Source organism: Phycicoccus sp. Root563, from assembly GCF_001427915.1.
GTDB lineage: Bacteria > Actinomycetota > Actinomycetes > Actinomycetales > Dermatophilaceae > Pedococcus.
The window spans coordinates 869,850-889,921 of sequence record NZ_LMGM01000001.1 but is presented as its reverse complement, the minus strand read 5'-3'; the positions used below and the strand labels follow the sequence as shown (position 1 = coordinate 889,921).

Annotated in this window: 20 protein-coding genes; 13 read left to right on the top strand and 7 right to left on the bottom strand. The window is 73.2% G+C overall.

From position 1 onward, the window contains the following. Positions 1-27: 27 nt before the first annotated feature. Both ASD62_RS04255 and ASD62_RS04250 read right to left on the bottom strand, forming a co-directional pair. On the bottom strand, positions 28-810 hold the full coding sequence (locus tag ASD62_RS04255; RefSeq protein WP_056914890.1) for a c-type cytochrome: 783 nt from the start codon (positions 808-810) through the stop codon (positions 28-30). Between the two features lie 73 nt (positions 811-883). Continuing rightward, positions 884-1,555, bottom strand: coding sequence for a heme-copper oxidase subunit III (locus ASD62_RS04250; protein WP_082580566.1), 672 nt, complete (start codon positions 1,553-1,555; stop codon positions 884-886). Between the two features lie 164 nt (positions 1,556-1,719). Here ASD62_RS04250 and ASD62_RS04245 point away from each other — a divergent pair, with 164 nt between their 5' ends. Together ASD62_RS04245 and trpD are read left to right on the top strand one after the other, a co-directional pair. Then, on the top strand, positions 1,720-2,172 hold the full coding sequence (locus ASD62_RS04245) for a response regulator transcription factor (RefSeq protein WP_056914889.1): 453 nt from the start codon (positions 1,720-1,722) through the stop codon (positions 2,170-2,172). A 5-nt stretch (positions 2,173-2,177) separates the two neighbouring features. Continuing rightward, on the top strand, positions 2,178-3,236 hold the full coding sequence (gene trpD, locus ASD62_RS04240; protein ID WP_200956851.1) for an anthranilate phosphoribosyltransferase: 1,059 nt from the start codon (positions 2,178-2,180) through the stop codon (positions 3,234-3,236). 33 nt (positions 3,237-3,269) lie between these two features. On the opposite strand, the gene ASD62_RS04235 is transcribed toward trpD, so the two are convergent. The 3 genes from ASD62_RS04235 to ASD62_RS04225 all read right to left on the bottom strand — a co-directional run bounded on the left by ASD62_RS04235 (position 3,270) and on the right by ASD62_RS04225 (position 8,324). Next, complete coding sequence (locus tag ASD62_RS04235; protein WP_056914888.1) at positions 3,270-6,128, bottom strand: zinc ribbon domain-containing protein; 2,859 nt, start codon at positions 6,126-6,128, stop codon at positions 3,270-3,272. A 160-nt stretch (positions 6,129-6,288) separates the two neighbouring features. Further along, positions 6,289-6,573 carry an Lrp/AsnC family transcriptional regulator gene (locus ASD62_RS04230; protein ID WP_056914887.1) on the bottom strand — a complete coding sequence of 95 codons (285 nt, stop codon included), beginning with the start codon at positions 6,571-6,573 and terminating at the stop codon, positions 6,289-6,291. Positions 6,574-6,608: 35 nt separating this feature from the next. After that, positions 6,609-8,324, bottom strand: a complete 1,716-nt coding sequence (locus ASD62_RS04225) for a DEDD exonuclease domain-containing protein (protein WP_056914886.1) — start codon at positions 8,322-8,324, stop codon at positions 6,609-6,611. A 196-nt stretch (positions 8,325-8,520) separates the two neighbouring features. Here ASD62_RS04225 and ASD62_RS04220 point away from each other — a divergent pair, with 196 nt between their 5' ends. The 4 genes from ASD62_RS04220 (at position 8,521) to ASD62_RS04200 (ending at position 11,522) form a co-directional block, all read left to right on the top strand. Continuing rightward, complete coding sequence (locus ASD62_RS04220) at positions 8,521-8,742, top strand: hypothetical protein (protein WP_056917156.1); 222 nt, start codon at positions 8,521-8,523, stop codon at positions 8,740-8,742. A gap of 198 nt (positions 8,743-8,940) precedes the next feature. Then, positions 8,941-10,152, top strand: a complete 1,212-nt coding sequence (locus ASD62_RS20275; protein WP_056914884.1) for a hypothetical protein — start codon at positions 8,941-8,943, stop codon at positions 10,150-10,152. After that, positions 10,149-10,664: an NUDIX hydrolase gene (locus ASD62_RS04205; protein WP_056914883.1), complete on the top strand. Its 516-nt coding sequence runs from the start codon at positions 10,149-10,151 to the stop codon at positions 10,662-10,664. Before ASD62_RS20275 ends, ASD62_RS04205 begins: the two co-directional genes overlap by 4 nt. Positions 10,665-10,832: 168 nt before the next feature. After that, positions 10,833-11,522, top strand: a complete 690-nt coding sequence (locus ASD62_RS04200; RefSeq protein WP_056914882.1) for a snapalysin family zinc-dependent metalloprotease — start codon at positions 10,833-10,835, stop codon at positions 11,520-11,522. 3 nt (positions 11,523-11,525) lie between these two features. Here the strand turns inward: ASD62_RS04200 and ASD62_RS04195 are convergent, their stop codons facing one another. Beyond that, a complete protein-coding gene (locus ASD62_RS04195; RefSeq protein ID WP_056914881.1) occupies positions 11,526-12,902 on the bottom strand; it encodes a DUF2029 domain-containing protein in 1,377 nt (458 codons plus the stop codon). 16 nt (positions 12,903-12,918) lie between these two features. Further along, on the bottom strand, positions 12,919-14,718 hold the full coding sequence (locus tag ASD62_RS04190; protein WP_056914880.1) for a long-chain fatty acid--CoA ligase: 1,800 nt from the start codon (positions 14,716-14,718) through the stop codon (positions 12,919-12,921). 130 nt (positions 14,719-14,848) lie between these two features. Here ASD62_RS04190 and ASD62_RS04185 point away from each other — a divergent pair, with 130 nt between their 5' ends. The 7 genes from ASD62_RS04185 to ASD62_RS04155 are packed head-to-tail and all read left to right on the top strand — an operon-like array spanning position 14,849 to position 20,055. Next, positions 14,849-15,199, top strand: a complete 351-nt coding sequence (locus ASD62_RS04185; RefSeq protein WP_056914879.1) for a hypothetical protein — start codon at positions 14,849-14,851, stop codon at positions 15,197-15,199. A gap of 10 nt (positions 15,200-15,209) precedes the next feature. Next, a complete protein-coding gene (locus ASD62_RS04180) occupies positions 15,210-15,656 on the top strand; it encodes an SRPBCC family protein (RefSeq protein WP_056914878.1) in 447 nt (148 codons plus the stop codon). 24 nt (positions 15,657-15,680) lie between these two features. Then, a complete protein-coding gene (locus tag ASD62_RS04175; protein ID WP_056914877.1) occupies positions 15,681-16,916 on the top strand; it encodes an ArsA family ATPase in 1,236 nt (411 codons plus the stop codon). Then, positions 16,909-17,442 carry a hypothetical protein gene (locus ASD62_RS04170; RefSeq protein WP_056914876.1) on the top strand — a complete coding sequence of 178 codons (534 nt, stop codon included), beginning with the start codon at positions 16,909-16,911 and terminating at the stop codon, positions 17,440-17,442. The genes ASD62_RS04175 and ASD62_RS04170 overlap by 8 nt, the downstream gene beginning before the upstream one ends. After that, positions 17,439-18,395, top strand: coding sequence for an ROK family glucokinase (locus ASD62_RS04165; RefSeq protein WP_056914875.1), 957 nt, complete (start codon positions 17,439-17,441; stop codon positions 18,393-18,395). Before ASD62_RS04170 ends, ASD62_RS04165 begins: the two co-directional genes overlap by 4 nt. Then, the gene (locus ASD62_RS04160) at positions 18,392-19,357 is read left to right on the top strand and encodes an ROK family glucokinase (protein ID WP_056914874.1); all 966 of its coding nucleotides are present in this window, start codon (positions 18,392-18,394) and stop codon (positions 19,355-19,357) included. Before ASD62_RS04165 ends, ASD62_RS04160 begins: the two co-directional genes overlap by 4 nt. Continuing rightward, the gene (locus ASD62_RS04155; RefSeq protein WP_056914873.1) at positions 19,354-20,055 is read left to right on the top strand and encodes an endonuclease/exonuclease/phosphatase family protein; all 702 of its coding nucleotides are present in this window, start codon (positions 19,354-19,356) and stop codon (positions 20,053-20,055) included. The genes ASD62_RS04160 and ASD62_RS04155 overlap by 4 nt, the downstream gene beginning before the upstream one ends. Positions 20,056-20,072: the final 17 nt, after the last annotated feature.

Genomic DNA, 20,072 nt, shown 5'->3' with positions numbered 1-20,072 from the left:
ATGTGGCCACCGGATGTGACATGCGCATCAGGCGGCCTTCTTGCCCAGCCAGACCGCGAAGGCGACCATGATGCCGAGCCCGAAGACCCAGACGAAAAGTCCCTCGGAGACCGGCCCGAGGTTGCCCAGGGCCATGCCGCCGACGTTCTCCTGCTTGTCGACCGAGTGCAGGTAGGCGACGATGTCGTTCTTGGACTCGGGGGCGATGTTGGTGTCGCTGAAGACCGGCATCGACTGCGGGCCGGTGACCATGGCCTCATAGATGTGCTTGCCCTCGACGTCGCGCAGCGACGGGGCGTACTTGCCGCGGGTCAGCGCACCACCCGAGCCGGCGAAGTTGTGGCACATGGCGCAGTTGACGCGGAACAGCTCGGCGCCCTTGGCGACGTTGCCGCCCTGGCCGCTGGAGACGTCGCTGTCCGGCACCGTGGGGCCGGGGGCCAGCGAGGCGATGTAGGCCGCGACCGAGGCGATCTCGTCGTCGCTGAACTGGACCCGCTTCTGCGGTGCCTGGACCCCGGGGGCCGCGAGCGGCATACGACCGGTGCCCATCTGGAAGTCGACGGCGGCCGCGCCGACACCGGCGAGGCTCGGGCCGGCCTTGGTGCCCTGGGCCTGCAGGCCGTGGCACGTCGCGCAGTTGGCGAGGAAGAGCTTCTTGCCGTCCTGGACCGAGCTGGCCGAGGCGGTGGCGGCGTCGGCCTGCTTCGGGGCGAAGGTGGCGTAGGCGACGCCGGTCACGACGAGGCCGAGCAGGATGAGCAGGGCGATCGCGGCGGGGTGTCGGCGGCGGGCGGCCAGGGCGTTCACGGTGCGGTCCTGTCGGTGGGTGCGGGCAGGGCGGTCAGGGGACTGGTCGGCAGCGACGTCATGTCGGCGCAGGTCACTTCAGGAGGTAGATGGTCGCGAACAGCGCGATCCACACCACGTCGACGAAGTGCCAGTAGTACGAGGTCACGACGGCGCCGGCAGCCTGTGCGTGGCTGTAGTGCCGGGTCGTGAAGGTGCGGCCGATGATGAGCAGGAAGGCGAGCAGCCCGCCCGTCACGTGCAGCGCGTGGAAGCCGGTCGTCAGGTAGAAGACCGAGCCGTAGGCGTCGGAGGAGAGCGTGATGTTCTCGTGGACGAGCTCGGAGTACTCCAGCACCTGACCCGACACGAAGATCGCGCCGAAGACGTAGGTGAGGACGTACCACTCGCGCATGCCCCACTCCTTGAGCGACAGGAGGCTCGCGCTGCCGCGGTGCGGCTTGCCGTGCTCCGCGGCGTGCACGCCGAGCTGGCACCACACCGAGGAGATCACGAGGATGATCGTGTTCATCGTGGCGAAGGGGACGTTGAGGACGTCCGTCCTCACCGACCAGAGGTCGGGCTCCACCGAGCGGATCGTGAAGTACATCGCGAACAGGCCCGCGAAGAACATCAGCTCGCTGGAGAGCCAGACGATGGTGCCGACCGACACCATGTTGGGTCGGGACACGGGCCCGTGACCGGGAATGCTCCCGGTCGCTCGGGGGACGTCGGAAGTCACGGATGCTGTCGCCACGAGCGCCATTATTGCCCATTCCCGGACGGGCACACCGCCGACCCCCCGACGGATGCCCGACAGATGCCGGACAGCCGCCTGACAGGTGTCGCAGAAAACCTGTGCGGGGTCCGCGACGTCGGCTCGAAGGCCGTGCGACAGGCCGCCGGGGCCGCACCGGTAGCATCTGCGTCATGACCGCTTCGCACGCGACCGCCGCCGACCCGACCCCCTCCACGGGGTCCTCGGCTCGTCAGATCTCGGTGCTCCTCTACAGCGACGACCGCACGACCCGTGACGCGGTGCGCGTCAACGTTGGCCGGCGCCCGGCCCGCGACGTCGAGGTCACCCTGTGGCGCGAGTGCGCCACGGCCGCCGCCGTGGTCGAGGCGGTCGAGTCGACGCGCTTCGACGTGCTGGTCCTCGACGGCGAGACCTCGCCGATCGGTGGGCTGGGCCTGTGCCGCCAGCTCAAGAGCGAGATCTTCGACTGCCCGCCCGTGCTGGTCCTCACCGGACGCCCGCAGGACGGCTGGCTCGCAACGTGGTCCCTGGCCGACCTGGCCGTTCCGCACCCGCTCGACCCGATCGCCCTGGCCGGTGCCGTGGCGGAGCTCGGTCGACGCGGGCGCCCGAGCGCGTCCTGACCGCCGTGTCCTCACAGGTCGGGTCCGCGTACACCTGGCCGGACCTGCTCACCCTGCTCCTCGCGGGTGAGCACCTCACCGGTGACCAGGCGTCCTGGGCGATGGACCAGGTGATGAGCGGTGAGGCCTCGGCGGTCCAGGTCGCCGGCTTCCTCATCGCCCTGCGTGCCAAGGGGGAGACGGTCGAGGAGCTGCGCGGCCTCGCCGACATGATGCTCGCCCACGCCAACCGCATCGTCGTCCCCGAGCCCAGCCTCGACATCGTCGGCACGGGTGGCGACCGTTCGCACACGGTCAACATCTCGACGATGGCGTCGGTCGTCATCGCCGCCAGCGGCATCCGCGTCGTCAAGCACGGCAACCGGGCCGCGTCCTCGTCGTCGGGGTCGGCCGACGTCCTCGAGGCCCTGGGCGTGAGCCTGACGCTCTCGCCCGAGCGCGTGCAGCAGGTGGCGGGCGAGGCCGGCATCACCTTCTGCTTCGCCCAGACCTTCCACCCGGCGATGAGGCACGCCGCCGCGGCGCGCAGCGGTCTCGGTGTGGGCACGACGTTCAACGCCCTGGGTCCGCTGACCAACCCCGCGCAGCCCACGTATGCCGCCGTCGGTGTCGCCGACCCGCGGCTCGCGACGCTGATGGCCGGGGTGTTCGCCGACCGCGGCAAGGACGCGGCGGTCTTCCGCGGTGACGACGGCCTCGACGAGCTGACGCTCAGCACCACGTCCACGGTCTGGTGGGTCCGCGGGGGCACGGTCACCCAGCGCACCCTGGACCCCCTCGACCTCGGGCTCGAACGGCAGCCCATCGAGGCCCTCCGGGGCGCCGACGCGGCCTTCAACGCCCGGGTCGCCCGTGAGCTCTTCGACGGCAGCCGAGGGGCGGTCCGGGACGCTGTGGTCCTCAACGCGGGCATCGCGCTGGCGCTCACCGAGCCCGACCGTGGCACCTCCGACGCGGACTTCCTCGCGGGCATCCGCACAGGGATGGATCGCGCCGAGCAGGCCCTGGACTCCGGTGCGGCGGCGGAGAAGCTCGCCGCCTGGGCCGCGGCCACGACCGCCTGACCGTCCGCCCCCTCGCGTGGGCGCTCGGGCGCGTCAGGACATCTGGCTCAGCCAGCTGACGGCCTGACGGGCTCCTGCCCGGCTCTGCTCGTAGCGGGCGCCCACGAGGAGCAGCGCGACCCCGACGGTGCCGAGGGTGAGGTACCGCGGTGCGTGCAGGGTCACCGGCCCGAGCTGGGTCACCGCCACCAGCGCTGCGGCGGCGGCGCCGAGCACCACCAACGCCTGCCAGCGGCGCCACGCGCCGAGGGCGAGGACGGCGGCGCCCAGCGTGACGGTGACCAGGGCACGGGCGACGTCGTCGCCGACGGCCGTGGCCAGTGCCGACGGCAGCAGCCCGACGGCCAGCGCCGGTCCGGCGACGGCCCAGGACCGGTCACCCAGCTCGCGGTGCGACCACAACCCGGCAGCGAGCAGCACCAGGGCCAGGGGCACCGTGTACGCCTCCAGCCGGGTCACCTCCGCCTCGAGCAGCTCCAGCCACACCGCGGTGGTGAGCCCGAGGACGGCGGCGGTGACGACACCGCGGCGGTGCGGGTGGGCGGCATACCCCACCGCGACGAGACCGTATGCCGCGGCGGCACCCGCCGCTGCGTGCGGCCAGCCGTGGTCGAGGGCGACGGCCACGGCGGCGAACGACGTGAGCACCGCGCCGGACCCCAGCACGAGCTCGTCGAGGGTGCCGCGGCGCCAGGCGGACAGCGCTGCCAGGGCGGAAGCCGTCAGGGCCAGCAGGGTCCACTGCACCTCGGGGGAGACGAGTCCGCCGGCAAACCAGACCGCTGCGGTGCCGCTGACGGCGGCCAGGCCCTCGGCCGCCGGTCGCACCGCGGGACGCAGGACCGCGGCGACCGCAGCGGTGGCGGCGAGGGCGGCCAGGACGGTCGCGGTGACCGCCTCCGGCAGCTGCTGGCCCGCTGACGCGACGAGGGCCAGGACGAAGCCGAGGCCGGCGACGGCGGCCACCGGCAGCTCCTCGGCCCGGTGCGGACGGGCCAGGGCCGCCGAGGCCAGGGCGACCGCGAGCGCTGTGAGGGCCAGGGCCTGGGCGATGGGCGAGACGAGCCCGGAGGCCAGCGCCACGGCGCCGAGGAGGGCGAGCGCGCCGACACCCGAGGCGAGGGACCGCCCGCGGGGGCGCAGGACGGCCGTTGCGGTGGCGGCCACGGTGACCGCGGCCAGGACGGTGGCGGTGACCCCGTCGGGCAGCCGCTGACCGGTCGCGGCGGCGAGGGCGAGGGCGAAGGCCAGGACGGCGACGGCGGCCACCGGCACCTCCTCGGCGCGGGCGGGGCGGGCCAACGCCGTTGCGGTCAGGGCCAGCCCGAGCGCGGTCAGTGAGAACACCTGCACCACGGGGGAGCCCAGCCCCGAGGCCAGCGCGACCGCCCCCAGCAGGGCCAGTGCTGCGACGCCCGAGGCGACGGCCCGCCAGGCAGGACGGCGGGCAGCCGCGGTCGTGGCGACGGAGGCGACCGCCAGGAGGGTGATGGTCGTGGCGACGTCGGCCCCGTGGGCCGCGCCCACGACGACGAGGAGCAGCTGCGCGAGGCCCGCCTGGCCGAGGAGCCACAGGTCCCCGAGTGACCGGCTGGGGCGTCGCAGGACGAGCAGGCCGGCGCCGACCGCCGCGACGAGAACGGCAAGCACGGCCGTGCCGGTCGCACCGACCTGCAGCCCGAACGTCAGCATCGCGGTCGGCGCGGCCAGGGTGGCGGTGACGGCCACCACGCCGAGCGCGCGCCAGTCACCCGTGAGCGCCCGGGCCGACCAGTCGGCGCGCACGGCAGCCCGCGAACCGAGGACGGCGGCACGGGCAGCGACGACCCGGCGGACGACCTCTGCGCCCGCGGCGCAGACGAGCAGGAGCAGGCCCACGCTGGCCGCGCCCGAAAAGGTCACCGAGGAGGGGCCTCCCGGCTCGGCCCCGGCGAGGGCACCGGCGGCGGCAGCGAGGAACGCCAGCACGACCCAGCCGGACGCGGGCCCCGCGGCGGCTCGCCTCGTCAGTCCCAGCGACTCGGGCAACAGCAGCCGTGCCGCGCCGAAGACTGACGCACCCAAGAGGGAGAGGGCTGCCACGGGAGCGGGGTCGTCGGCCAGGGCGACGACACCGGCCCACGCGATCGAGGCCGAGGTGAGCGACAGGAGGGCGAAGGCCGCGATCCTGCGGTCACGGCGGTGCAGCGCCGCGAGCAGGCCGGCGACGAGCAGGCCGGTGACCGTGGCGTACGGGCGCGAGTCGAGGCCGGCCAGGCCCAGCAGCCCGAACCGGCGAGCAGCGGTCGTGTCCAGCAGCAGCAGGCCGCCGGCCACGAGCGCGAGCGCCTCGGCGCTGCTGGACAGGCCGCGCCGGGAGAGCCGGAGGGAGACTCCCGCCGCCACCGCGGTGAGGCCGCCCATGACGACCATCTGGCCGTAGGGGCCGATGAGGAACCAGGCGACGGCGAGGGCGATGGACGAGGCCACCAGGACGAGCAGGACGCCCACTCCGAGCAGGGTCTGCTGAGTGGTCCAGCGCCGACGCGGTGCGGCGGCTGCCGGTGGTGCGGCGGGTGGTGCGATGGCGGCGGGTGGTGCGGTGACGGGTGGTGCGGTGACGGATGGTGCGGCGGCGGTCGTCGGTGTCGGACCGGCAGGGGTGGGCGAGCTCGAGGCGAGGACGTCTGCTCCGGAGCCCGCCGCCGTGGCGACGCCGCCTGCCTCGAGCACGCCCGTGGTGCGCAGCGCCAGCAGGACCTGTGCTCGTTCGGTCCGCAGCGCTGCGAGGCGCTGGTCGAGCTCCCACAGCCGCGCGGCGTCGGGTCCGATCAGGGGCAGTCGGCAGGCGGGGCACTGGACCGGCTGGGCCGGGAGCGGGGCGCCGCAGGACGGACAGGGGATCGGGGGCATCGGTCCTCCAGGGAAGGGCGCGCACCGTGCGCGGTGGCACGAGTGTGGAGGGTGCGCCCTGCCGCCGGATGGGTTCTGCTACTCAGATCAGCCGGACGGGTGTCCGTACTCCCGGGTGGTCGCGCGGACGGCCCCCTGACGACCGGGATGGCCCGTGGGCTCAGTCGCCGTCCAGGCCGAGGCTGAACGCCGCCTCGAGGTCGTGCTTGGAGTACGTGCGGAACGCGATGTGCGTGTTGGTGCCCGTGACGCCCTCGACCTTGTTGAGCCGTCCGGCGATGACGTCGTGCAGCTCCTCGTGCGCGCGGACCCGCACCAGCGCGATGAGGTCGGCGTCGCCGGCCACTGAGTAGACCTCGCTGACCCCGTCCAGCTCGGCGATCGCCTGGGCGACCTCGGGGATCCGGTCGACTTCGGCGTTGATGAGGACGATGGCGGAGATCACCTGCCCACTGTATCGGCGGGCGCGGGTCCGCGGCGTCAGGATGCGGCGACGAAGGCGGAGCGCTGGGACCGTTCGGCCGTCCCCTCCAGCGCGGCGCGGGCACCGGCTGCGCCACCGACGGGGCAGGTCCACTCGCCGTCGACGTCGACGACCCTGACTCCGGGCTGCTCGAGCCAGCGCAGGATCTTCTCGGTCTCCTCCGGGATCGCGGCCGGTGCCGGCCACGGTGCGGGCAGGACCACCTCGGCCGCCTGGCGCATCGCCTCGACGTAGGGCATCGGGTCGGCGCCGCGCGGGGAGATCGTGGAGGCGGCGAGGCGTCCGTGACGGACCACGACCAGCTCCCACCCGCCCGCGGCGGCCCGGCGGGCGGCGACGATCTCCGGGCTGGCGGCGAGGGGCGCGATGCGCTGCGCCCGCGCCATACCGCGGACGAGCGCGAGGAGGCGGTCACGCAGGGTGCCGGCGTCCTCGTACCGCTCCTGCTCGGCGAGGGAGCCCATCCGGCCGCGCAGGGCGGTGACCACGTCCCGGGAGTCGCCGACGAGGGCGTGCACGGCGTCCTGGACGACCACGTCGTACTGCTGGACGGACTGGGCGCCGGTGCAGGGCGCGCCGCAACGGCCCATGTCGGCGAGGGCGCACGACCCGACGAACCTCGTGGGGGAGAGCCGCTGGACGCACTGCCGCAACGGGATCACCTCGTGGACGGCGGCGACGGCCGCCTCGGCGGAGGAACGGCTGCCGAAGGGGCCGATGTACTTCGCGCCGTCGGCCCGGACCTCGCGCACGATCGACAGGCGGGGGAAGGCCTCGACGGTGAGCTTCACCCAGGTGGCGCGCTCGGGGGTCTTCGATCGCCGGTTGTAGCGCGGCTTGTGCTCGGCGATGAGGCGCAGCTCGCGGACCTCGGCCTCGAGGGTCGTGGCGCAGACGACCGGGGTGACGCTCTCGGCAAGGCGCACCATCTCGGCCATCCGTGAGCGGTGCTCGGACGCCGTGAAGTAGCTGCGCACGCGGGTCCGGATGTTGACCGAGGTGCCGACGTAGAGGACGCGGCCGGCGCCGTCCTTGAACAGGTAGACCCCCGGCTGGTCGGGCAGCCCGTCGGCGAGCCAGCGCTTGCGGCGCTGCGCCGGGCTGACCCTGGAGGTGTAGCTCGAGAGCTCCTCGAGGGTGTGGACCCCGAGGCTGCCGACCCGGCCGATGAGGGCGTGCAGGACGTCCACGGTGGCGCGCGCGTCGTGCAGCGCCCGGTGGTCGGGGGTGGTCTGCGCGCCGAACAGCGCCGCGAGCGTGGACAGCTTGTGGTTGCGGGCCTCGTCGCGGGGGACCAGCTGCCGCGCCAGGTGGACGGTGTCGAGGACCGTGTGGCGGGGCCACTCGATGCCCTGCAGGGACGCGGCCATCTTGAGGAACCCGATGTCGAAGCGCGCGTTGTGCGCCACCAGCACGGTGCCGGCGGCGAACTCCATGAACGCGGGCAGGGCCGACTCGATGCGCGGGGCGTCGGCCACCATCGCGGTCGTGATGCCGGTGAGCGCCTGGATGAAGGGGGGGATGGGCAGGTGCGGGTTGACGAGGGTCTGGAACTCGCCGAGCACCTCGCCGCCGCGGACCTTCACCGCCCCGATCTCGGTGATCGCGGAGTCGGCCGGGCTGCCACCGGTGGTCTCGAGGTCGACGACGACGAACGTGACATCGGCCAACGCCGTGCCCAAGTCGTCGAAGGTGCCCTGGACCATCTGCATGTCCCCGACGGTATGCCGGTGGTGTGACAGCCCGACGCAGGCGCGCGGGTCCGGACGGTGCGGCGTCGGGGGCGACGGGGAGAGCGGCCCGGATGGCGTCGGAGGGCGCTGTCGGTGGCGTCTCGTAGCGTCGTCGTCAGGTGGAAGTGGTCCACCGGGTACACCGACAGCTGACGACGAAGAAGGGGTGATCGCGATGATCATCGACTGCCAGAGCTGCCCCGTGCGTGACCTGCACTGCGACGACTGCATGGTCACGGCGCTGCTCACCCCCTCGAGCGCGGAGCTGCCGCTCGACGCCGCCGAGCGGCTGGCCGTGACGCGGTTCGCGGCGGCCGGGCTGGTGTCGGCGCACGAGGCCGGCGACGTCAGCGCTCGGCGCGAGCCGTGGGCCGCCCACGTCCGCGCCGTCGGCTGAGCGATCCCGGCCCGCCGTCCTGCCTACGATGGGCCGGTGCGGACCAGGGCGGGACAGCGGCGAGTCGCCTCGGTGGCGACCGGCCTGACCTGTGCGACCTGCCTGATGCTGACGCTCTCGTCCTGCTCGGACGACGGGCCCCGCTCCTCCGGGTCCTCGTCCGCGTCCTCTGCGTCTTCTGCGTCGGCTGCGTCGGGGTTGACGACCCAGCAGGGTTCGGGCACCCCGACGGTCGACCGCGAGGAGGCGCTCGCCGCCCTCCTCGACCGTCGGGCGCGCGCCGTCAGGGAGCACGACCGCGCAGCCTTCCGGGCCACCCTCGACGACCCGGCCTCGGGGTTCGGGCTGCGACAGCTGCAACAGTTCGACGCGCTCACGAAGCTGCCGCTCGGGACCTTCCGGTACGGCACCCCCGAGCCCGCGCCGCCGTTGTCGACCGACCGCGTCGCCCAGCTCGGTCCCGATGCCTGGGTCTCCAGGGTCGGCGGGCGCTACAGCCTGGCCGGGTTCGACACCGGCACCAGGGAGTTCGAGTCCTACTTCACCGTGGTCCGGCGTGCTGGCGGGTGGAAGCTGGTCGACGACACCGACGGTGGCACCCAGGTGCAGGTGTGGGACCTGCCGGACCTCGCGGTGGCGCGCAGCGCGACGACGCTGGTCATCGGGTCGGGGCCGGCCAGCCGGTTGCGGCCCTACCTCCAGCTCGGGGACCGCGCGGTGGCGGGCGTGCGCGCGGTCTGGACGCCCCGCTGGAACGCCCGACTGGTCCTCGTGGTCCCGGCGACCTCCGGCCAGATGGCCGAGCAGGTCGGACAGGACCCCACGGCGGTGGCCCAGGTGGCTGCCGTCACCGACGGCCCTTTCGACCCGACGGGGCGGACGGGGACCGACTGGGTGGTCATCAACCCGGAGGCGTTCGCGACGCTCGAGCGGACGGGCCAGCAGGTCGTCACCACCCACGAGGCCACGCACGTGGCCATCCGGGCGACGACGACCAGGCAGGTGCCCCTGTGGCTCTCCGAGGGGATGGCGGACTACGTCGGGTACCGCGACGTCGACGCCACCCGACAACGGATCGCTGCAGCGCTCCTGCAGAAGGTCCGGGCCGGCACCGGGCCGACGGCGCTGCCCACGGCTGGTGACTTCGACCCCGGACGTTCCACGATCGCCCCGAGCTACAACGCCGCGTGGCTCGCGGTGTGCCGCATCGTCGACCGGCACGGCGAGGCCGGGCTGGTGCGGTTCTACCTCGACGTGGCGACCGCTCCCGGAGCCGCGAGCGGTTCGACGAACACCTCGGTCGACCCCGACGCCGACGCGCGGGTGGCCTTCACGACCGTCCTGCGGACCACCGAGCCCGCCTTCACCCGCGACTGGCTGGCGTACCTGCGCCGCCTGGCCGCGTCGTGACCCGCGAGCACGTCGGCACCGACCGGGCCGGGGACGACGACGTGGCGGAGGTGGTGCACCGGCGTGCCGCGCGGGTCGTCGTCGTGGATGCCGACGGGTACGTCCTGATGATCAAGGGGTTCGACCCGCACCGCCCGGAGGACCCGTACTGGTACACCGTGGGCGGGGGCGTCGAGCCGGGGGAGAGCGACCGGCAGGCGGCGGTCCGGGAGGTCTGGGAGGAGACCGGAGCCACCATCACCGGTGACGACCTCCTCGGGCCGGTGCACGCCGACCGGGGCACCTTCTCGTTCGAGGGGCGCACCATCCACCAGGAGCAGGTGTTCTACGGCTGGGTGACCGAGCGGTTCCCCGCGGAGCCGTCGGCGCTCGAGGAGCTCGAGGTGCGCTCGACGATCCGGATCGACTGGATCGAGCCGGCGCAGACCAGGGCCGCAGGTGAGGCGGTCTACCCCGTGATCCTGGAGCAGCTGGTGGAGGACGTCATCGAGGCCGCGGCGACGCGCTCCTGACCTTCCAGACCTGCCGCACACGCGGCATACGTCGATCTGTCGGGCTCTGGCCAAGCCTTGACCCGGACATTTCGGGCAGCCGAACTCCCGCCGGTTAGGAATGGAGGAGTGCCGCCGGCAACCGGCCGACGACACCGACCTGACACCGATCCCACCAGGAGCCTGGACATGTCGAAGTACCGCCTCACCCTCGCCGCGGCAGCCGCCGCACTCGCCTCCGGAACCGCGTTCGCCGCGGCGCCGGCCCCGGTCGGTGCAGCAGCGGCCCCTGACGGCGCGGCCACCGTCGCCCGGTCGAGCAGCTACCTGCCGAACGAGCGTGAGAAGGCGCAGAACGAGCGGCTCCAGAGGAACCTCGACGCCGCGATCGCCAAGGCGGCCAAGGACAAGGCTGCCGGCCGTCAGTCCGCTGCCTCCGCCGTGACGACGATCTACTACGACGACGCCAACGCCCCGTCCTTCAACTCGCTCATCGACCAGGGCGCGGCGATCTGGAACTCCCGCGTCAGCAACGTCCGACTCGTCCAGGGCAACTCCTCGAACGCCAGCCTCGCCTACTACGAGGGCAGCGACCCGAGCGGCTCCTACTACTCCGGCGACGGCCACGGGAGCGGCTACATCTTCCTCGACTACGACCAGGCGAACACCTACGCGCCGCAGCGCATCGTCACGCACGAGACCGGTCACGCGCTCGGCCTGCCCGACCGCTACACCCAGCCGTGCTCCAAGCTCATGTCCGGCGGTGGCCCCGGCCCGTCGTGCACCAACCCCTACCCGGACTCCGTCGAGGCGTCCGAGGTGAACACCCTCTGGGCCAACGGCTTCGCCGCGGTGGGGACCTTCGCGAAGGTCGGCTGACCCTCAGGGAGCTGCGGCCTCTCGCGACGACCGGGCGCGCCCCCCACCCACGTGGGCGGGCGCGCCCTGCTGCGCCCCGTCGCCCGGCACCGTGGCCGCCGCAGGCACGCGCACGGCGAGTGAGACCACGACCAGCGCGCCGACCAGCCAGAACTGGTTGTAGAAGGCCTGCTTGTTGACGAGGTTCGCCACGAGCAGCACCAGGGCCAGCCAGCGCAGCACCTGACCGAGGTCGGGCTGGCGCCGCCGGACCGTCCAGACCACGGCGGCGAGGGTGCCGAGGACGACCACGCCCGTGACGTAGAACGGCAGGGTCACACCAAAGGTGTTCAGCGCCAACAGGTACAGCGTGTTCGCGAACTTGATGGGGTGGAACGACAGCAGCAGCGTGATGGTGTCGTGCACGAAGTCGGGAGGGCTCGCGAGGAACCACGGCGCGATGAGGACCCCCGTCAGCGCGCCCGTCGCGAGGGTCCGCTGCCAGCCGAACGGCCGCCACACGAGCAGCACGGGGAGCAGCAGCGCGAGGTGCTGCTTGCTCGCGCACGCCAGCGCCAGGGGGACGACCGCCCACCACGCCTCGTCGCGCTGCACGAGGACGGCCCACCACACGATCCCGGTGAGCAGCAGTGGTTCGGTCCAGGCCTGGTCGAGCTGGGTGAGGGTGCCCGGGGCCAGGAGCAGCAGGGCGGTCGCCGCCGCCGCGGTCCAGGTATGGCGCGCCAGCAGCCAGACCCCCGCGACGCCGACCAGGGTCCAGACGGCCAGGGCCCAGCGGACGTCGCCGGCGATCCAGCGGCCGGGGGCGAGCAGCACCGCCGTCCACGGCAGGTAGGTGAAGGCGTCCTGGATGCCGGGGGAGCCGGTCCAGTTCATGGCATAGAAGTTCTCGCCCCTGGCGATGCCGTCGCTGGCCTGCTGGAGGGTGACCCAGACGTCGATGCGCGGGCGCGGTGAGGAGATGACGGCGGTCGCGGCGGCGACGGCATACGCGAGGACCGCGGTGGCCCCGGCCGCCCGCGCGGCGCGCACCGCGCCGCGGCCACGGGACCACAGCAGCGCCGCGCACACCAGGGGTCCGGCCACGAGCGCGCTGGTCGCGACGGCGAGGCCGGTGGGGGCGAGGTAGCTGAACAGCGGGATCGCCAGTGTCGCGAGCGCGGCGCCACTGAGGGCGAGGGCGACAGCCGGCCCGGTCAGGCGCACCTGCCAGCCGCGCCACTGCCACAGCGCCAGGGCGACGGTGGCCAGCGTGAGCGTGGCGACGATCGGGATGCGGTAGCGCACGACGCTCCACTGCAGGACCGTGAAGAACACCAGCCAGGCCACCGCGAGGACGGTGGCCCGGCTGGACGGGCGCGTTCGGGTGCCGGAGGGCATGCCTAGACCGTAGAGGTCACTCCCGTGCGCCGGAGTACAGACCCTCCACCTGGTCGTGGAAGTCCTTCATGACGATGTTGCGCTTGAGCTTCAGGCTCGGGGTCAGGTAGCCGTTGTCCTCGGTGAAGTCGCCCTCCAGGACGGCGAACTTCCGGATCGATTCCGCCTTGGAGACCGACTTGTTGGCGTCGTCCACGGCGTCCTGCAGGGCCTTGAGCACGGTCTCGTCGGTGCGGGCCTGCTCGAAGGTCACCCCGGGGATGCCGTTGTTCTTGGCCCAGGCGGGGTACATCTCCTCGTCCAGGGTGATGAGCGCGGCGATGAACGGCTTCTGGTCGCCCACGACGATGCACTGCGACACCAGGGGGTGGGCCCGGAGCCGGTCCTCGAGGGCGGCAGGGGCGACGTTCTTGCCGCCGGCGGTGACGAGCAGCTCCTTCTTGCGACCGGTGATCTTGAGGTAGCCGTCCTCGTCGAGCTCGCCGATGTCGCCGGTGTGGAACCAGCCGTCCTGCATCGCGCCCGAGGTCGCCTCGTCGTTGTTGTGGTAGCTGGCGAAGACGTTGTTGCCACGGATGAGGATCTCGCCGTCGTCGGCGATGCGGATGCCGACTCCGGGCAGCGGCGCGCCGACCGTGCCGATCTTGACGCGGTCCGGGACGTTCACGGTCGCGGGGGCCGTGGTCTCGGTCAGGCCGTAGCCCTCGAGGACGGTGACGCCGATGCCGCGGAAGAAGTGGCCGAGCCGGGTGCCGAGCGGGGCGCCACCGGACACGGCATACATGACCTGGCCGCCCATCGCCGCACGGAGCTTGCCGTAGACGAGCTTGTCGAACACCCCGTGCCTGACCTTGAGGGCCAGGCCCGCGCCACCGGTGTCCTGCGCGGTCGACCAGGCGATGGCGGTGTCGGCGGCGGTCGCGAAGATCTTGCCCTTGCCGTCGGCGGTCGCCTTGGCCTCGGCGGAGTTGTAGATCTTCTCGAAGACGCGCGGCACGGAGAGGATGAAGGTCGGCTTGAACTCGCCGAAGTCCTCGAGCAGGTTCTTGATGTCGGCGCTGTGGCCCATCTTGGCCTCGCCGGTGACGCAGAGGACCTGGATGAAGCGCGCGAAGACGTGCGCGAGGGGGAGGAACAGCAGCGTCGAGGCGTTGTCGGCCTTGACGACCTCCTTGAGCTTGGTGATCGCGTTGTCGGCGAGCGCCATGAAGTTGTCGTGGGTGAGCTGGACGCCCTTGGGGCGGCCGGTGGTGCCCGAGGTGTAGATGATCGTGGCGGTGCTGGCGCGGTTGACCCCCGCCGTCGCCGCGGCGAGCGCGCCGTCGCCGACGTCGCTCCCGGCCTTCTTCAGGTCGGCGATCGCGCCCGCGTCCACCTGCCAGACGTGGTCGAGGCCGGGCAGTTCACCGCGGACCTCGTCGAGGGTGGCCTGGTGCGACGGCGTCTCCAGCATGATGGCGCGGGCGCCGGAGTCGGCGAGGATCCACGCCACCTGCTCGGCCGACGACGTCTCGTAGATGGGGACGGTCACGCCACCGGCGGTCCAGACGGCGAAGTCGGTGAGCGTCCACTCGTAGCGCGTCTTGCACATGATGGCGACGCGGTCGCCGGGCGTGATGCCCGAGGCGATCAGGCCCTTGGCCACCGCCCGCACGTCGTCGTTGAACTCACCCGCCGTGACCTCGACCCAGCCGGAGCCCTCCTTGCGGGAGAACGCGACGTTCTGGGGGTTGTTGGCCGCGTTGCGGGCGGGCAGGTCGGCAAGGCTGCCCTCCGTGGTGGGCTCGACGAGTGGGGGCGCGACGTGTTCCTGCACGGAGTCTCCTTTGACGGCGGCATCACTGGCCTGAGGGGCCAGGGCCCTCAGGACCACAGCCTACCGATGGGTAGCTGCCGTGGGGAGGGCGCGTCGTGACGAGTCACGTGAGGTGCGGAACACTGGCGGCGTGAAGGACTCGCGCATCGACGTCGTGGACGAGACCTTCGTCGACGCCCCGCCGGCGGTCATCCGGGAACGGGTCGGCGACGAGGCGTGGGCGCAGCAGGTCTGGCCGCACGTCCGGCGCGAGGTCGTCCGCGACCGGGGCGTCAAGGGCATCCGCTGGGCCGTGACGGGTCAGGTCTCCGGTGAGATGGAGGTGTGGATCGAGCCCTGGTGGGACGGCGCCATCGTCCACCACTACCTGCGCGGCCACCGCCAGCCCGGTGCACCCCGTGACGTGGCCACGCGCCACACGCTGCGGTGGAAGCGGGCCGTGCACGGACTGAAGGACGGGCTCGAGGGGAACTCGTTGTAGCCTTCGGCGCATGGCCGACCGCACCGAATCCAGCATCGACATCGCCGCCACCCCCGGCGAGGTCCTGGACGTCATCGCCGACTTCGAGAGCTACCCGGAGTGGGCCACCGAGGTGAAGAAGGTCAGCGTCCTCACCGAGGAGGGCGACGGCTGGGCCGACCAGGTGCAGTTCACCCTGGACGCCGGCGCGATCAAGGACACCTACGTCCTCGACTACGAGTGGGACGTGACCAAGGACGGCACCGGGGTCGTGTCCTGGTCGCTGGTCGAGGCCAACGTCCTCAAGGCCATGAACGGCTCGTACACCCTTGCAGCACAAGGGAAGACGGGTACGACGGTGACGTACCGCCTCGCCGTCGACGTGAAGATCCCGATGCTCGGGATGCTCAAGCGCAAGGCCGAGAAGGTCATCATCGACACCGCGCTCAAGGAGCTCAAGAAGCGCGTCGAGGGCTGACCCGGCGCCAGCCGGGGCACACCCATGCGCGTCATCCTCTTCACCGGCAAGGGCGGGGTGGGCAAGACCACGACCGCCGCGGCGACGGCCGTCCGCGCGGCCCGCGGCGGCGTCAAGACCCTCGTCATGTCGACCGACGCCGCGCACTCCCTCGGTGACGCGCTCGGGGTCCCGCTCGGGGCGGCCGAAGCCGGCCAGCCGGTCGAGGTGGAGCCCGGGCTGTCGGCCCTGCAGATCAGCCCACCGCACCTGCTGGGTGAGTCGTGGCGGGTCGTGCAGGACTACCTCCTGTCGGTCCTCGGCACCCTCGGCATCGACACCGTCGTCGCGGAGGAGCTGACCCGCCTGCCCGGAGCCGAGGAGGTCGCGGCGCTGCTCGAGATGCGGGCCCAGGTCGACTCCGGCCCCTGGGACCTCGTCGTCGTCGACTGCGCGCCCACGGCCGAGACGCTGCGACTGCTCGCCCTCCCCGAGGCGCTCGCGTGGCACCTCGACCGCCTGCTGCCCGCGCAGCGGGGCCTGATCCGGACCCTGCGCCCTGCGGCGGCAGCGGCAGCCGGGGTCCCGCTGCCTGCCCCCGAGGTCATCGAGGCGGTCACCGGCTGGCAGCGCCAGATGCGCCAGGTCCACCGGATCCTCACCGGCGACGAGACGTCCGTGCGCCTGGTGCTGACCCCCGAGCGCGTCGTCATCGCCGAGTCGCGCCGGACGTGGACGTCCTTGTCGTTGTACGGGTTCGTCGTCGACGCCGTCGTGGTCAACCGCGTGTTCCCGGACGCGGGGGTGCCGGAACCGACCTCGACCGACACCGTCCCCGACCCGTGGCGCAGTGGCTGGAACACCGCCCAGCGGGCCGGCCTGGTCGAGGTCCGCGAGTCGTTCGCCGGCCTGCCTGTCGTCGTCGCGCCCTACCTGGCTGCCGAGCCCATCGGCGTCGAGGCGCTCGCCGCGCTCGGCCGGTCCCACGGCGACGGCACGGACGACGCCCGGGACCTGCTCGCGCCCGTCACCCACCGCGGCATGACCGTCGAGCGCACCGACGAGGGCTTCACCCTGACCCTGCCGCTGCCCCTCGCGCACGCCCGCGACCTCGGCCTCCAGCGGCGCGGCGACGAGCTGCTCGTCGCCGTGGGCGAGCACCGCCGGGTCCTCACCCTCCCCGCGGCTCTGCAACGATGCGTGGTCGACGGAGCCTCCGTGCGTGACGGGCTGCTGCGGATCCGCTTCGTCCCCGACGAGGAGGTGTGGCCCCGTGGCTGACCGGACCGAGCACGAGGACGGCCGTCCCCCGGTGGGTTCGGTCGCGGACGAGGCCGCTCGGCTGCTCGACGCCCTGGGGGGCTGGGTGAGCACGAGCGGGTATGCCGCCGGACCACCGCGTGCCGCCGGGCCGCCCCGCGCCTCTGCCCCGACCGGGGCGGGTGGCCCTGACGACCCCTCCGACGGGGCGCCGGGACCGGTGCCGCCGGAGGATGCGCCGTCGCACCCGGTCGGCCACTGCGACCAGTGCGGTGCCGCCAACGGAACCGGTCAGGCGGTCACCTGCCAGTGGTGCCCCGTGTGCCAGGGCATCGGCCTGCTGCGCTCGGTGCGGCCGGAGACGGTCGAGCGCCTCGCGGACCTCGCGGGAGCGCTGGCCAGCGCCCTGCGTGACGTCGCCGGCCACACCCGCGGCGCGGGTGGGGCGACCGACGGCGCGCCGCCACCGCACGACCCGCGGGCCCGCGGCACGCGGGTGCAGGACATCACCATCGAGGACGAGGACCAAGGGAGCGCGACGCGATGAGCGTGACGATCGGCGTGGACATCGGCGGCACGAAGATCGCGGCCGGTGTCGTCTCGGCGACCGGCGAGATCCTCGCGAGGGCCCGCCGCGACACCCCCGCGCAGGACCCCGACCAGATCGCGCACGACGTGGCCGACCTCGTCACCGAGCTCGCCGGGCCGCGCGGTGACGTCGTCGCCGTGGGGGTGGCGTGCGCCGGCTTCGTCGACCGCACCGGCTCGACGGTCCTCTTCGCCCCGAACCTGGCGTGGCGCGACGAGCCGCTCAAGCGTCGGCTCGAGGCGCTCGTGGAGTTCCCCGTCATCATCGAGAACGACGCCAACGCGGCCGCGTGGGGCGAGTTCCGGTACGGCGCCGCCCACGAGGCCGACGACATGGTGCTGGTCACCGTCGGCACCGGGATCGGTGGCGGCGTGGTCGTCGACTCACGGCTGCTGCGCGGTGCGTACGGCGTGGGCGGCGAGCTCGGCCACATGCGGGTCGTGCCCGACGGCATCAGGTGCGGCTGCGGCAACCGCGGCTGCTGGGAGGTCTATGCCTCGGGCAACGCCCTGGTCCGCGAGGCCCGCGAGCTGGTGGCGTCCGGGACGCCGCACGGTGCCGCCCTCTCCGAGGCCTGCGGCGGCGACCCGGCGGCCCTGCGCGGCCACGACGTCACCACCGTCGCGCAGGCCGGGGACGCGGCGGCCGTCGAGCTGCTCGCCGACCTCGGGCGCTGGCTGGGGGAGGGCGCCGCCTCGGTCTCCGCGATCCTCGACCCGGAGCTCATCGTCATCGGTGGGGGCGTCGTCGCCGCGGGCGACCTGCTCATGGAGCCGGCGCGGGCGGCATACGGGAGGCAGCTGACGGGCCGCGGGCACCGACCGGTGGCAGAGTTCGTCCCGGCCGCGCTCGGCAACGACGCGGGTCTCATCGGCGCCGCGGCGCTCGCGGCGGAGGGGATCGGTTCATGAGCGAACGGCTCGCGGTCGGCATCGACATCGGTGGCACCAAGGTCGCCGGCGGCCTCGTGGCCGAGGACGGCACGATCGTCGCCCGTGCCCGGCGCGACACCCCGCACCGCTCCAAGAGCCCCGGGGTCGTCGAGAACACCATCGTCGAGGTCGTCACCGAGCTGCTCGACCTGGCGCAGGACGAGGTCGTCGCGGTCGGCATCGGTGCCGCGGGCTTCGTCGCGGCCGACCGGGCGACCGTCGTCTTCGCCCCCCACCTGTCCTGGCGCGGGGAGCCGCTCGAGGCGAACCTCCAGCGCCGGGTCCCCGTGCCGATCTCCGTCGACAACGACGCCAACGCGGCGGCCTGGGCGGAGTGGCGGTTCGGTGCGGCGCAGGGCGAGACCCACCTGATGATGATCACGCTCGGCACCGGGATCGGCGGCGCGCTGCTGTTCGACGGACAGGTCGTGCGCGGCAAGTACGGCATCGCCGGGGAGTTCGGCCACATGCAGGTCGTGCCGGGCGGCCAGCGCTGCGAGTGCGGCAACCGCGGCTGCTGGGAGCAGTACGCCTCCGGGAACGCCCTCGTCCGGGAGGCGCGTTCGCTGATGACCGCGAACAGCCCGGTGGCCTCCGACCTGCTGGCCCGGGTCGAGGGTGACCCGCTGGCCCTCACCGGCCCGCTCATCACCGAGGCCGCCCAGGAGGGCGACCCGACGGCGACCGAGCTGCTCGGGGAGATCGGCACCTGGCTCGGTGTCGGCATCGCCAACCTGGCCGCGGCCTTCGACCCCGGGACGTTCGTCATCGGTGGTGGCGTCAGCGCAGCGGGCGACCTCCTGCTCGACCCGGCGCGCACGACGTTCCGTCGCCACCTCACCGGTCGCGGCTACCGGCCGGAGGCGCGCATCGTCGCCGCCCAGCTCGGCAACGACGCGGGCCTGATCGGGGCGGCCGACCTGGCCCGTCGCGACGCATGACCACGATGCGGGTGGCGTCCTACAACCTGAAGGACCTCACCCTCGACCGGCACGCGGCCGCCCGCGTCATCCGGGCGATCGACCCCGACGTGCTGTGCCTGCAGGAGGTGCCGCGTCGCCTGTTCGGGTCGTGGCAGGTGTCGTCCTTCGCGGCCGAGTGCGGCCTGTACTGGTCGGGGCGCCACCGTGGCAGCGGCGGCACCACCATCCTCACCTCCCTGCGCGTCGACGTCCGGGAGTCGCGGCACCACCGGTTGCGGGTGGCCGCGCTGCAACGCACCCGTGGGTATGCCGTGGCGCGCGTCGCGCCCGCGGGTCACGAGCCGCTCGTGGTCGCGTCGGTCCACCTCAGCCTCGACGCGGCCGAGCGCGAGCGGCACGCCGGGGTGATCCTCGAGGGGGTGTCCGGCGGTGGCCCGGTCCTGCTCGCCGGAGACCTCAACGAGGGAGAGACCGGTCGCGCGTGGCAGCTCTTCGCCGCGCCGCTGCGCCTCGTCTCGCCGACGGCGCCCACCTACCCGGCCAAGGCTCCCCGCACGCTGCTCGACGTGGTGTTCGCCTCCCGCGACGTGACGGTCCTTCCGCACCGTGCGGTGCCGCTGGACGAGGCCGACCTCGTCGCGGCCAGCGACCACCGACCGACTTGGGTCGACCTCGAGCTGGACCCGTACCCGAGCCAGGTGCCCGACCCGGCCTGAGGCAGGGCGAGGCAAGG

Coding starts and splice junctions, on each gene's coding strand:
- ASD62_RS04250 (WP_082580566.1), bottom strand. CDS start 1,555: ATGGCGCTCGTGGCGACAGCATCCGTGACTTCCGACGTCCCCCGAGCG.
- ASD62_RS04245 (WP_056914889.1), top strand. CDS start 1,720: ATGACCGCTTCGCACGCGACCGCCGCCGACCCGACCCCCTCCACGGGG.
- ASD62_RS04235 (WP_056914888.1), bottom strand. CDS start 6,128: ATGCCCCCGATCCCCTGTCCGTCCTGCGGCGCCCCGCTCCCGGCCCAG.
- ASD62_RS04225 (WP_056914886.1), bottom strand. CDS start 8,324: ATGCAGATGGTCCAGGGCACCTTCGACGACTTGGGCACGGCGTTGGCC.
- ASD62_RS04220 (WP_056917156.1), top strand. CDS start 8,521: ATGATCATCGACTGCCAGAGCTGCCCCGTGCGTGACCTGCACTGCGAC.
- ASD62_RS04200 (WP_056914882.1), top strand. CDS start 10,833: ATGTCGAAGTACCGCCTCACCCTCGCCGCGGCAGCCGCCGCACTCGCC.
- ASD62_RS04195 (WP_056914881.1), bottom strand. CDS start 12,902: ATGCCCTCCGGCACCCGAACGCGCCCGTCCAGCCGGGCCACCGTCCTC.
- ASD62_RS04180 (WP_056914878.1), top strand. CDS start 15,210: ATGGCCGACCGCACCGAATCCAGCATCGACATCGCCGCCACCCCCGGC.
- ASD62_RS04175 (WP_056914877.1), top strand. CDS start 15,681: ATGCGCGTCATCCTCTTCACCGGCAAGGGCGGGGTGGGCAAGACCACG.
- ASD62_RS04165 (WP_056914875.1), top strand. CDS start 17,439: ATGAGCGTGACGATCGGCGTGGACATCGGCGGCACGAAGATCGCGGCC.
- ASD62_RS04160 (WP_056914874.1), top strand. CDS start 18,392: ATGAGCGAACGGCTCGCGGTCGGCATCGACATCGGTGGCACCAAGGTC.
- ASD62_RS04155 (WP_056914873.1), top strand. CDS start 19,354: ATGACCACGATGCGGGTGGCGTCCTACAACCTGAAGGACCTCACCCTC.